Annotated in this window: 12 protein-coding genes; 1 reads left to right on the top strand and 11 read right to left on the bottom strand. The window is 52.3% G+C overall.

Annotation, left to right across the window (positions count from 1 at the left end):
• Positions 1-4: 4 nt before the first annotated feature.
• From NFR55_RS06705 to NFR55_RS06690, 4 genes are all read right to left on the bottom strand, one after another.
• The gene (locus NFR55_RS06705) at positions 5-1,291 is read right to left on the bottom strand and encodes a sensor histidine kinase (RefSeq protein WP_251547542.1); all 1,287 of its coding nucleotides are present in this window, start codon (positions 1,289-1,291) and stop codon (positions 5-7) included.
• 16 nt (positions 1,292-1,307) lie between these two features.
• Complete coding sequence (locus NFR55_RS06700; RefSeq protein ID WP_251547540.1) at positions 1,308-1,976, bottom strand: response regulator transcription factor; 669 nt, start codon at positions 1,974-1,976, stop codon at positions 1,308-1,310.
• A gap of 1 nt (position 1,977) precedes the next feature.
• Positions 1,978-3,396, bottom strand: coding sequence for a pyruvate kinase (gene pyk / locus NFR55_RS06695; RefSeq protein ID WP_251547538.1), 1,419 nt, complete (start codon positions 3,394-3,396; stop codon positions 1,978-1,980).
• A 244-nt stretch (positions 3,397-3,640) separates the two neighbouring features.
• Positions 3,641-4,567, bottom strand: coding sequence for a homoserine O-succinyltransferase (locus NFR55_RS06690; protein ID WP_251547537.1), 927 nt, complete (start codon positions 4,565-4,567; stop codon positions 3,641-3,643).
• Between the two features lie 264 nt (positions 4,568-4,831).
• Between NFR55_RS06690 and NFR55_RS06685 the strand changes: the two genes are divergently transcribed.
• On the top strand, positions 4,832-5,422 hold the full coding sequence (locus NFR55_RS06685) for a hypothetical protein (protein ID WP_251547535.1): 591 nt from the start codon (positions 4,832-4,834) through the stop codon (positions 5,420-5,422).
• A gap of 57 nt (positions 5,423-5,479) precedes the next feature.
• Here the strand turns inward: NFR55_RS06685 and NFR55_RS06680 are convergent, their stop codons facing one another.
• The 7 genes from NFR55_RS06680 to NFR55_RS06655 all read right to left on the bottom strand — a co-directional run bounded on the left by NFR55_RS06680 (position 5,480) and on the right by NFR55_RS06655 (position 12,585).
• Entirely contained in the window at positions 5,480-5,812 is a 333-nt protein-coding gene (locus tag NFR55_RS06680; protein ID WP_251547533.1) for an EexN family lipoprotein, read from the bottom strand.
• Between the two features lie 117 nt (positions 5,813-5,929).
• Complete coding sequence (locus NFR55_RS10535) at positions 5,930-6,055, bottom strand: hypothetical protein (protein ID WP_275556918.1); 126 nt, start codon at positions 6,053-6,055, stop codon at positions 5,930-5,932.
• 41 nt (positions 6,056-6,096) lie between these two features.
• Positions 6,097-6,414, bottom strand: a complete 318-nt coding sequence (locus tag NFR55_RS06675) for a polysaccharide deacetylase family protein (RefSeq protein WP_251547531.1) — start codon at positions 6,412-6,414, stop codon at positions 6,097-6,099.
• Positions 6,415-6,428: 14 nt separating this feature from the next.
• Positions 6,429-6,662 (bottom strand): polysaccharide deacetylase family protein, encoded by a 234-nt coding sequence (locus NFR55_RS06670; protein WP_251547529.1) that lies wholly within the window; start codon positions 6,660-6,662, stop codon positions 6,429-6,431.
• A gap of 17 nt (positions 6,663-6,679) precedes the next feature.
• Entirely contained in the window at positions 6,680-7,675 is a 996-nt protein-coding gene (gene hprK, locus NFR55_RS06665) for an HPr(Ser) kinase/phosphatase (RefSeq protein WP_251547527.1), read from the bottom strand.
• Between the two features lie 4 nt (positions 7,676-7,679).
• Positions 7,680-8,492 (bottom strand): HAD family hydrolase, encoded by an 813-nt coding sequence (locus NFR55_RS06660; protein WP_251547526.1) that lies wholly within the window; start codon positions 8,490-8,492, stop codon positions 7,680-7,682.
• A 1-nt stretch (position 8,493) separates the two neighbouring features.
• Complete coding sequence (locus NFR55_RS06655) at positions 8,494-12,585, bottom strand: M60 family metallopeptidase (protein ID WP_251547524.1); 4,092 nt, start codon at positions 12,583-12,585, stop codon at positions 8,494-8,496.
• Positions 12,586-12,618 lie beyond the last annotated feature (33 nt).

Genomic DNA, 12,618 nt, shown 5'->3' with positions numbered 1-12,618 from the left:
CCCGTTAGTATAACTTTATAGTAAACGTAGTGCCTACGCCCACGTTGCTCGAAACCTCTATTTCTCCGCCCATGGTTTCGGCTATGCTCTTGGCTATCGAAAGCCCCAAGCCCGTAGAGCCTTTCGCTCTGCCGCGGGCTTTGTCGCAACGGTAAAACCGTTCGAATATGTGCGGCAAATCCTCCGCCGATATCCCTATTCCCGTATCGGCTACGGTTATCTCGGCAAACTTTTCGCGCATGCGGCAACCCACCGTAATGCCGCCGCCCTCGGGCGTGTACTTAATGGCGTTGTCTATTATGGCTCGCAAACATTCGGTGAACAGATTTTTGTCCGTTTCCACAGTTATGGCGTTTTCGTCGCATACGCAAAGAATTTCGTGCGCGGAGTCCACCATTTTGTAGCTCTCCACAGTTTCTTCCACCACCTCGGAGAGATTGAAACGCGACGAGTTCAAATTAAAATTGCCCAGCCTGGCAAGGAGCAAAAGCTGTTCCACTATGCGCTTCATGTTCTCGCTGTCGCGAGCTATGGCTTCTATGCCCTCGTCCAAAATTTTGGGGTCGTCTTTGCCCCACCTGCGCAACATGTTGGCGTAGCCCTGTATAACCGATATGGGCGTTTTCAATTCGTGGCTCGCGTCGGCAACGAAATTCTGTTGCCGCAAAAACGACTGCTCGAGATTATTAAGCATATCGTTTATGCGGTTGGTAAGCTCCATCAGTTCGTCTTGGCTGTCAACCTGCTCGAGCCGAGCCGAAAGATTGTCGCCCGTCACCTCGTCTATGCTCTCGGTAATGGTGCGTATGGGCTTGAGCATAAATTGACTCGTAATCCAAACCATGGCGGCGTACAAAACGCTCACCACAACCACAAGCACAGAAGCCGTTATAATCAAAGTGCTTATATAGCCCTTCATTTCTTCGCCCGCGGTTTTATCCATGCTCGCTATGAAAAACACCGTAAAGCCCGCAAGCACTATGGCGAATATGAGCGAGTATATAAGAGTCATCTTCGCGGTGAGCGGCATGTTTATGGTGCGGAACATTTTGCGCACGCACCAAACTATGCCCGTTACGGGAAAGAAGATAATCTTAACGGCGGTAATAAATCCGTTCTTCTTTTTCGAAACGTTCGCCGCCTCTTCTTTCTCTTTCTTTATGGAGCTTATGGTGCGCTCTACGTCCGCGCCGTCGCCCGCGTTTTCCTCGCTCGGAAAAACCGACGTTGCGTTTACGGCTCCGTCGTGCGCCTGTTTTCTGCCTTTATTATTGCGTTCGGATTTGTTCATACCGCTTGCCGCCGCATTATACGTCGCGTATCACGTAGCCCGAGCCGCGCACCGTCTGAATTATTTTCACGCCGTAAACGTCGTCTATCTTGCTCCTCAAATATCTTATGTATACGTCCACCACGTTGGTGTTGCCGTAAAAATCGAAACCCCACACCGCGTCCAACGCCTGCTCGCGCGATATAACCACGTTGCGGTTTTCGAGCAAGTAAACAAGCAAATCGAATTCCTTTTTGGTGAGGTCTATGGCGTCGCTTCCGTAGCTTACGGTGTGCGCCTCCGTATCCATCTTGAGTTTGCCGTATTCGAGCGCGTTGCCGCTCGGAGTCATGCGCTTTTTCACGTTTGCGCGTATCCTCGCCAAAAGCTCCTCTATGGCGAACGGCTTGGTCATGTAGTCGTTTGCGCCGAGGTCGAGCCCCGCCACTTTGTCCATTATTTGGTCGCGGGCGGTAAGTATTATCACGGGCGTTTGCTTTACCTGCCTTAGCCTTCTCAGCACCTCTATGCCGTTGAGCGACGGCAACATTACGTCGAGCACAATTAGGTCGTATTCGTTGTTTACCGCCTCGTCGAGAGCCTCTCTGCCGTCGGCAACGCATTTGGTGGCGTATCCCTCGTGCTCGAGCTCGAGTTGCACGAACCGCGCTATGCTCGCCTCGTCTTCGACTATAAGTATCTTCATCTTATTCTCCAACTATCTCTATACGCATGGTGTTGGTATTGCTCGTTAAGCCTACGGGAATACCGCCCGTAATTACCACTAAGTCGCCGTTTTTCACGCAGCCGGTGGTTTTGGCGCGTTGTACCGAGTGGGAAATCATCTTCATGTAATCGGATTGCAGTTCGGTAAGCACGGGCACGACTCCCCAGTTCATGGCGAGCTGATTATACGCCTTCTCGCTGAGCGTGGCGGCTATTATAACGCAGTCGGGGCGAAAGCGCGAAACTTTGCGAGCGGTAAATCCCGACTGACTCAGAGCGATTATAGCCTTTGCGTTTAAGTCGAACGACGCCGCAACGGTAGCGTGACTGATAGCGTCGGTTATGGTCTTGATTTCGGGGTCGAGCGTTTTGAAACGGTTCTTAAAGTGTATCGAGTTCTCGGTTTTTTCGGCGATTTTCGCCATGGTCTTTACCGTTTCAACGCAGTATTTTCCCACCGCGGTTTCGCCCGAGAGCATTATAGCCGAAGTGCCGTCGTAAATGGCGTTTGCCACGTCGCTTATTTCCGCGCGGGTGGGTCGGGGATTGTTTATCATGCTTTCGAGCATTTGAGTCGCGGTTATAACTTTTTTGCCCTGCTTGTAGCACAACTTTATTATCTTTTTTTGAAGCGCGGGCAACTCCTCGAAGGGTATCTCCACGCCCATATCGCCGCGCGCAACCATTGCGCCGTCGCACTCGTCGGTAATTTCCTTAATGTTGTTTACGCCCTCGCGGTTCTCTATCTTTGCTATGAGCTGTATTTTCTCGCCGCCGTTTGCGTTCATAAGCTCTTTTACGAGTTTAACGTCTTGCGCGTTGCGAACGAAGCTCATGGCTATATAGTCCACGTCCTGTTTTATGCCGAACAACAGGTCGGCGCGGTCCACCTCGGAAACGTACGGCATATCTATAAACACGCCGGGCAGGTTAATGCTCTTGCGATTGCTAAGCTCCCCGCCGTGCGTTACCACGCATACTATCTCCTTTTCGGCAACCATATCCACTTTAAGCTCTATGAGCCCGTCGTTCAAAAGTATTACGTCGCCGCTCTTGACGAACTTGGGCAGGTCTTTGTAGGTTATGGATACGCGGGCGTTGTTGCCCTCGCACTCCTCGGCGGTGAGCGTAAAATAGTTGCCGTCGGTAAGATACGCCTTGCCGCCCTCGAACGTGCGCACCCGTATCTCCGGTCCTTTGGTGTCGAGCATTACGGCAACCGCCTGCCCCAGCTCTTCGCGAGCCTTTCGCACCATTTCGATACGCGCGGCGTGCTCTTCGTACGAGCCGTGCGACATATTTATGCGAGCCACGTTCATGCCCGCTTTCACGAGCCGTTTGAGAGTTTGATAGTTGTCGGTAGCAGGTCCGAGCGTGCACACTATTTTGGTTTTACGCATTTTGTTCTCCTTGTTTGTTTTTTCGCTTTATCGTCATTGCGGGTTTGCTTTGTCATTGCGGGTTTGCTTTGTCATTGCGAGGGGCTTGCCCCGCGGCAATCTCTTTCGCCAAAACCCGTACAGCGGCTATTCCTTTCTTTCGGCTGAGATTGCTTCGTCGCTTCGCTTCTCGCAATGACGTGTTTTTGCTTTGTCATTGCGAGGGGCTTGCCCCGCGGCAATCCCCCGCATGATACCCGTACTATTACTTTATGCTTTCCAAATCGAAAGGCGTGGCTTGGTATACGCAGTAGTTCAGCCAGTTGCCTATAAGCAGCGACTCGTGCGCCCGCCAGGTCATATCGGGCAGATTGCCGAGTTCGCCGTTTTTGTAATAATGCCGCGGCAAGTCGGTATCTATCCGCCCTCCCGCCGAATCGCGCACGAATTCGTTGTGCAGAGTGTCCGCGTCGTATTCGCCGTGCCCGAAAACGAACACCTTGCGCAAAGATTTGTCGGCGGCGAGATATACGCCCGCCTCGTCACTCTCGGCAAGCACGTCTATATCGGGGCAGGCGTGCAAATCGCATGCGGCTATCTGCGAGTGCCGCGAGTGCGGAGCGTCGAACGCGTCGTCGAAACCGCGCACGAGCGGATTTAATTTGTCGAGCACGCGAGCGCGGAATATCCCGAATATTTTTTTCGATACCACGTGCTTGTTTATGCCGTACAAATAATATATCGCCGCCTGCGCCGCCCAGCAAATGTACATCGACGAGTACACGTTGTGTTCCGCCCAGTCCATAATGCGCTTGAGTTCGTCCCAGTATGTCACGTCTTCATATCGCAGTTTTTCCACGGGTGCGCCCGTAACTATCAGTCCGTCGAACTTCATGCCCTCGCGCACGACTTCGTCGAAAGTGCGGTAAAACGCTTCCAAATGTTCGCGAGCCGTGTTCTTCGAGGAATAAGACGCCGTTTTGAGAAGGGTGAGTTCCACCTGAAGCGGATTGTTGGAAAGCAGTCGCAAAAGTTGAGTTTCTGTGTCTATCTTGTTGGGCATGAGATTAAGCACCGCAATCTTAAGCGGGCGTATCTCCTGAAACTCGGCGCGGTCGCTGTCCATTATGAAAATATTTTCGCTCGCGAGCGCAGCCGCGCTCGGCAATCCGCGAGGCACTTTTACGGGCATTCTTATCTCCTTTTTATAAGTTTACTATACCATTTGAAGCGCGTTTTGTCAACAAACTTGCCGCCGACAAACGCACAAAAATCGCCCGAAATTCGGCGGCAACGCATGCGCATATGTCAAATCGAGGTAAAAAACGCCCTCAAACGGTGATTTTACAACGTATTTATGCAAAAACCCTTATTAAAAGTTTGCAAAAAATCATAAAAAACCGTATAATATATACGTAAGAATAAAGATGATATCACGCAAAGGAGAACAAAGAACATGACGCCCAAACAACTCAAATTCCTCTCGCTGTTTGAAGCCATGAGCAAGGCGGACAGCCTCACCGAAGCGAACGTGAAAAAACACCTCACCTCGTTCATAAACCACGATTACGCGCTCGCGCTCGACGTGTGGGACTATCTCGCGTCCACTCGCGAACAAACGCTCGCATCGGACAAAGAAGCCGCCCAAACAATCGGCGCCGCCGCGCTCGACCTGTTTTACAAAAAAGCCGCTCAAAAAACGGTAAAGGCAATATCCGACCTTCCCGCCGTTCGCCGCGCGGTTTATCAATACTCGCCGTCGGCAGGCACGGGCACTGCGTTTAATATTTTGGTAGACCTGCTTTCGTCAAACAAGACCGACGCCGCCGACGATATATTAAAGTGCCTCGTAAAAAACGAACGCATAAAATACGGCCCCACGCTCAAAACCGCGCTCGAAAGACTGTTTATAGAAATACTCAAAAAGAACCCTTCCAAAAAGTTGGAGATGCCGCGCAAACTCTCGCAATTACTGCTCGCTTACGTTGCCAAAATCAAAACCGACGAACGCGCCATGCTCGAACAGCGCATAAGAGAAACTTTATAACTCCAAAAGAAAAAGAACGGAAAGCAATCGCCTTCCGTTCTTTTTATTTAGCTCGGTTTATTTCTTGGTGTACGTTATTTCCGTGCTGCCCTCGCCTTCCATGGCAATGGTTATCTTGCCGTCTTTAAGAGTGCCCGTTATGGAAGTCGAGCCCATGGTGAGAGTGATTTTGTCGCCGTCAACCTTGTACGTGCCCGTTCCCAAATCTTTGGTTTCCTCATTCGCCGTCATCTTCATCGTGAACTTATCTTCTTTAAGTTCCAACGTCATCGTCATGCCATTGGCGGAATACTCGTACACGCCTTCCGCGTTCTCGCCGCACGCCGCGAGCGAAAATCCCACGCACAGCGCAACCGCCAACAAACACAACACTTTTGCCACTTTCTTCATTTGACTATACGTCCTCCCTTTTTTGGTAAGGACATTATATACCCCCCCCCGACTTTGTCAACCGAATGAAAGCGTTTTTTTGAACTTTTTTTCGAATTTTACCCCTATGCTATTTTATCAGCCCTTAACCGCGCCTACGGTTATGCCGTTTATAAGAGTGCGTTGGAATATAAAGAACAGGATAACGCAGGGGATTGTCATGCCCACGCCCGCCGCGCTTTGCACGTTGGCGTAATTGTACATGTTCGAAATTTGCTGAAAAATTTTTTCAAAAAGATTTCGGGCTACTCGAACAGGCACTCGGAGTTAGTGCCGTAAAATATATCTTCTTTATGCGCAACGATTTTGCAAAACTCCTCGAACTTATCCCAAACTATCGTGCCGCCGTCAAGCTCGTAGGAGTGACCCCAAACGTAATAAAGTTGCGGCTTGTCGGCTTTAAGCGCGAGGAATTTCTCGCCGAGCTCGAACATTTTGTCCGCCTCGCACCAATGCACCGAGGGATTAAATCTTATCAAGTCGGTTTGCATATCGAAATTATATGTGGAAACTATGGTACGGGCAAGTTTTATTCCCGTATGCTCTTTCACGAGTTTCGCCACGCGCTCGTCGTTGTTTACTCCGCCACCTCGTGCCCCGCGTAAATGCTTTTAACTTCGCTCGCGTGCACTTTATCGTGCCTTACGGCTTTGCCGTCGAGCTGTAATTCGCCCGGAAAACCGAGTATAGACGAATTTATATTAAACGTAGCTTTGAGCCCGTATTTATCGAGCATTTCAACAAGTCGTTTGTCCTGCGTTACGCCGTCGTCGAAACTGAACGTAATAGCTTTATTCTTTCCATTCCACATTTTTGCTTATCTCCGTATTACAAATCCAAAAACATATCCATGTCTTCGCGCTCGTCATGGTTGCGCATGCGGCTGTCGAGTTCGGCAACCGTGTCGAAGCCCATGCTTTTGAGCCTGTAGTTTCTCGCCGCCGCCTCTAAAATTATGGCGAGGTTTCTGCCCGGCTTTACGGGAACGGTGTGCATGGGAAGCTCCACCTCCAAAATGTTGTGGAGCTCTTTTTTGTTGCCGAGTCGGTCGTATTCCTTTTCTTCGTCCCAGGTTTCGAGCCGTATCACGAGGTCTATCGCCTTTGTGAGCTTTACCGCGCCCGCGCCGTACATTTGGCGCACGTCTATAATGCCTATGCCGCGCAGTTCCATAAAGTAGCGTATCACGCCGGGAGCCATGCCTATGAGCTTGTCGTTAACGCGCTTAATGCACACGGCGTCGTCGGCTACAAGGCGGTGTCCGCGCTGAATAAGCTCGAGCGCGGTTTCGGATTTGCCCACGCTCGACTTGCCTATTATGAGCACGCCCACGCCGTACAAATCCACCAAAACTCCGTGTATGGTTTGGGTGGGAGCGAGCAAGCGGTTCAAAAATATGCTCAACTCGTTCATAAACATGGTGGTGCGCTGTCTGCTCCTGAGCACTATGCGGTCGTACTTTTCGGCGCACGCCATAAGTTCGGCGCAAGGCTCGAGCGCGGAGGTTATCACCACGCAGGGAATATCGTAGCCGAACAGCCTGTCGCACGCGCGCATGCGCTTATCCGGCTCCATGCCGTTTAAGTACGCCGATTCCTGCTCGCCGAACACCTGCACGCGTTTGTATACAAAGTGGTCGTAATAGTCGGCAAGCTGAAGCCCGGGGCGATTGATGTTAAAGGTGGAAAAATGAATGTTTTCGTTCTTTCCCCTCCGCAAAACCTCCAAACCGAGCTGACGGCAAAATTCGTCTATGTTTAAGTCGGTTTCGTTTTCGTCAACCTCGCGGTGCGAAATCTTTGCCATTTTGGTTATCTTAGCCATTGTTTTATAACTCTCCCGCAACTATTTTTTCGAGTATTTCGGCAACTCCGTCCCGCTCGCAAGACGAGGTTACCGTATCCGCCGCGGCTTTTGCTTCCGCGCGAGCGTTGCCCATCGCCACACCCAAGCCCGCGACTTGTATCATATCCACGTCGTTGAGTTCGTCGCCGAAAGCAACGCTTTGAGAAACGGGCACGCCCAGCCTGCGGCAAACGTCTATGAGCCCGTTGCCCTTGCCCGCGTTTTCGGATACCGCTTCGAAAAGGTACGCGCCCGACGTGAACATTTTCACCTTTTTTATGCCCGCATAGAGCGGAAACATTTCCTCCCTGATTTGAGGCGTTATGTAGCACAGCACTTTGAGTATGGGCTCGTTACACTTTGCGGCGCACTCGCTGAGCACGCCCGCCTCCACAGGCTCTATGCGGTTTGTTTCGAAATATACTTTGTTGGTTTCGTTTAGCTCGGGCACGTACACGTTCTTTGCCGTGTAAAACTGTCCCGTAAGTCCGCGCCTTTCCGCCCTGCGCAAAAATTCCGCCGCCGACTCGCGGTCCATGCCCGTTTGCGTTATGATTTCGCCCGTTTCGTAGTCCGCCGAAAGCGCGCCCTGACAGCACATAACGGGAAAGTTTCCGCTAAGCCCCAGCTCGCCCAGTCTTTGCCTTATAGACGCAAACGCCCTTCCCGTAGAAACGCCGAATATGCCGCCCGCCGCCCTGAAGCTCTCTATGGCGGCCACGGTGCGCTCCGAAACCGTGTCGTCGCCCCTAAGCAGAGTTCCGTCGAAATCGCTTACCGCAAGTTTGTATCGCATGTCACCACACCAAAATCGAATCTATGTTTGCGTTACCCGTGCACTTAATGCGCACTTTGTGCTTGCCCTCATTCAGTTCGGGCGAAATAAAGGTAACCGCCGTGTCTTTGTCGTCCTCTTTAAGCGATATGGAATTTACGCGTTTTCCGTCTATATAAACCTCGAACGCCGACCCGAAACGCTTAGACGACAACACCGCCACTCTCGTGCCCTCGAATTCGAATTCCGCCGAAGCGTTCTTTCTGCCCGCGTAAACGTGCCCGAACGAAGACAACGTAACTTCGGTGCGCCAATCGCCTTTATAAGAAAACATTTTGTTTCCGGGCGCGTACTGACTCGCTCCGTTTAGCGAGAACGTGTGGGCGAAATCTATGCGATTGAGCGCAATTCTGCCGTTGTCCGACGCGGTAATGTAAAGCCTGTAATATCTGAATTCGGCTTCGTCGAAAGTAACGGTGAGATTTTTGCCGCTTCTCCAGCAGTCGGTAAATTTGCCCACCTCGAAGAATTCTTCGCCGTTCAAACTGCCCTGCAACACAAAGTCGCGCGGCATGCCTATGTTGTTGGAGTTGGAAGCGGTATATCCGTACAAAGTCATGGAATTGACTTTGACCGTTTCGCCCATATCCACGTTGAGTATGCCGGGATTGGACGCCGACACGCCGAACTTTTGCCCGAAATGGATATTTGTCTGCGGATTGCCGTCGAACAAATTGTTTATGTTGAACAGTTCGTTGTTGTTGTCCCACGGCACGTAGTTGGAAGACACCACTTTTTGCTTGTCGCCGTACTGCCTGACGTCGGAATAATTGTATGCGTATTTTCTCGTATAGAAATACTCCGTTTCGAACTCCGAGGAGTCGAACTCGTAAGAACTGCGGTATGCGTTGGCGTAGTCTACCGACACCGTTTCGGGCGTTTCGCCTATAAGTTCGCCGTTTTCATCGAATATGCCCGTGCTCGGCACGAATTTTCCCCAGCCTACGCCCACGAACGCGCCTCGCGGCTCTTGAGGTCGCCGCAAGAGCACGGCTTTGAAATACACCCAGCTTTGCGCGGGCAACTCGTAGTCTTTGTATCCGCCGTCCACGTTTACGGGGAAACCCACAAACGCGGAATTGGTACTTTCGTACCACGCCGCTTTCTCGTAGTTTTTGCCGCCGTCCAAAGATACGTAAAGCGCAACCGTGCTTCTGCCGCGCACCGATATGCGGTATTTTGCCGCCTCTTCGGCGTACAGCTTTCCGCGCAATTCTATCGCCTGAGCCACAACGCCCTCGTCCACAACGCCGTCTTGCTCGTGCGTGCCGTCCGCGCTTATCTTATCTATATACCAAACCTCGGAGTTGGAGTTTTGCACCACTTTATTGTTGTTGGGATTTATGGGGTTTGCGTGGTCGCCCGACTGCTTTTGGGTATAGCCCGCGTAACCCGCCTCGTACGCCTCGGTCGCGGTTTGGTATTCGTCCTGCGTGTAATCGTAAATCGTGTGTTCCAAAACGGTCTTGTTGAGCTCGTGCGACTGCACGAATTCGAACACGAGTTCGACGTCGTCCACCTCGAACGCTCCGTCGTCTTTGGTTATCTCTATTGTTACGTATATCTTGCCCGAACGCAAATTGTTTTCGTCGGGAGTGTAAATATACTTGTTTTCGCCGCTCTTTCTTATAGAGCCGTGCTCTGGCGCGGATATGTTTTTAATATTGTAGCTAAACCCGTTGGGAAGCACTATGCTGCCGCTCTCGTACATGCCCGCGGCGTTCACTCCGCCCGTGGTCTTGTATCTGCCCAAATCGAGCTCGAAATCTTTGCCGAACGCTATCACGTACGGCTGCATGGTTGTGAAATATTCTCTTTCGCCGTTGTAGATATAACTGCCGCCCGTTTGATAAATTGACGAAACGGGCACGAACGCGGGATAGTTTTTCTCGCGCACCGCTTCCACGGCGGCGTCGGATACTGCGTGCCCGCAAACCTCCGTGAAGAAATGGGTCATATCGTACTGCGTGGCTTTCACGCACGCGTTGTACCACTTGTCTATAGACTGACCGCCCGACGACTTAACCGCGCGAATAAACGCTTCCTGCCCGAAGCTGTGCAACATAACGGCATAGTTGGCAAGCCCCCGCCTGCCGTTGGAAAAATGCTTAGCCGTGATTTGGTCGAGCGCCCATGGCGCGCTCGTGTAGCGGTTCCATCCGCCCATGCCGTCGCCCGCCATGCCGAGCTTGCGGGAAGCCGAAATGCGGGTAAACAGGCTGTATTCCACAAGGCTGAGCGCGTTGTTGGTCACCTCGCCGCCGTTGCCCAGTCCCCAACCCTGAAAGTTATGGTTGTATTCGTGCACGTTTCCCCACGAGCCCGAGTTTACGAACGACTGATAGTGGAGCGAGCCTCGCATCCAGTCCATGGGGCAGTTAACCGAACGCCTGCCCGGGAAAGCAACCGCGCCTCCCGCCGCCACGAAAGAGTCGTACAAAAACACGATACCCTGCGACGACACCTGCGTGGAAACGAGCGAAATTTTGTCCCACAAAATCGCCGCGTCGTAAAGTTGGTCGTACGTGAACGCGTCGGCGTACTTTCTCGGTCCCGAATGCAACACGCCGTAATCCCACACTTCGAGGTCGAAATAAGGCGCGGAACTCTTTTTGCTGTCGGCGTAATCTTCGGGGGTGGTGTATCCCAAAATGAAATGCGGATATTTTACCCCGCCCGATATGGTAACGGAAAACTGCGGAGCGTTGGTGTTGCGCACGTAAATCGGTCCGCCCACGAACGAACCCACATATGCGGTGTAAACTCCGTCCGAAAGTGTGGCGAGGCTCTTGTTTATAACCATGGTGTTGAGTATCACGGGAAAACGGTTCATGGCGTTTTTAGCCGCCCAAATATTGTTCGCCTGCCCGTTATACAACGCCTGCCCTATGTGCACGACTATGCCGCCCGTGGCTTCCATGTCTTTTTCGCTAATCTGTACCTTTATAACCTCGCCTGCGGGCGCGTACAAGCCGGTTACGGCATAGCCGTTGTAACCGCGCTTTTTCATGGTTATTTCTTTTATCACGGCAGGTTCGTCGTCCGAAACGTCGCCCAAATACATGCCCGTTGCCGAGGTGTGTTTGTACAGTTTGCGGTGCTCGCCGCTCGCGTATCTCGCAGGCTCGTCGTTCATGTATAAGTAGCCCTCGGCGTCCATGCGGTTGTAGCCGCCGCCTCCGCCCGCATTGGCGGTGTTTACCGAGCACAAATAATTCGCCTCGGCGATAAGGGCGTTGCGCATTGCCACTTTGTCGTCGCCGATTCCCAAAACGTCGCGCAACGTATAGCCGAAAGTGGGATAACCGCTTTCAAGCCCTTCGTCGCGGGTTTCGGCGGGTATGTTCCTTTTCACCGTGCCTTTGTAGTCGGCTTCGTACCCGACTTTGGTTATAACTTTATACTGCGCCTCGAACGGAGTGCCCGCAAGCGCACTGTCGGCGCATCCGCGAGCCACCATAATCCAAACGACTATTACCGCGAATATAAGCGCAAACGCCGCAACGGCGTACTTTTTGGCGTTGTTCTTTACCGAAGCCGCAAAACCGCCCTCCGCAGACGGATTTTCGTCCGCCGCTTTCACCGGTCTTTTGGCAACGGCTTCTTTTCTTGCCGCAAGTTTTTGCTTCAAATCGTTTATGTGCCCGTCCGAACCCGACGGCTTTGCGGACTGCACGGGTTTTGCCTGCGCGGCGGGTTTCATTGCCGCGGGTTTTGCCGTAGCCGCTTTGGGCGCGGTTTGCGCGGGTGCGGGTTTGGATTGCGCTGGCGTAGGGCGCGAAGAAGCCGCAACGCGAGCGGCGGTTGTCGCGGGACGCGGCATAGGCGCGGCGGGTTTTGCCGCCGCTTTGGGCGCGGGTTTTACGTTCGCCGCGGGTTTAGTCACGGGTTGCGCGGCGGGTCTCATTGCCGCGGGTTTTGCCGTAGCCGCTTTGGGCGCGGGCGCAACGCGAGCGCCCGCCGCTCTCGGAGCTACGGGACTCGGTTTAGTCGCCGGCTGAACTCTTCTCGCCGGCGTAATATTTTTCTCGGACGCGTTTTTATTTTCTTGCACGAAAAAAAATCTCCTATGAAAAAATTTTCGAAT

It is taken from the genome of Pumilibacter intestinalis (genome assembly GCF_943193005.1).
Taxonomy (GTDB): domain Bacteria; phylum Bacillota; class Clostridia; order Christensenellales; family Pumilibacteraceae; genus Pumilibacter; species Pumilibacter intestinalis.
This window is presented reverse-complemented; position numbering and strand designations above follow the sequence as displayed.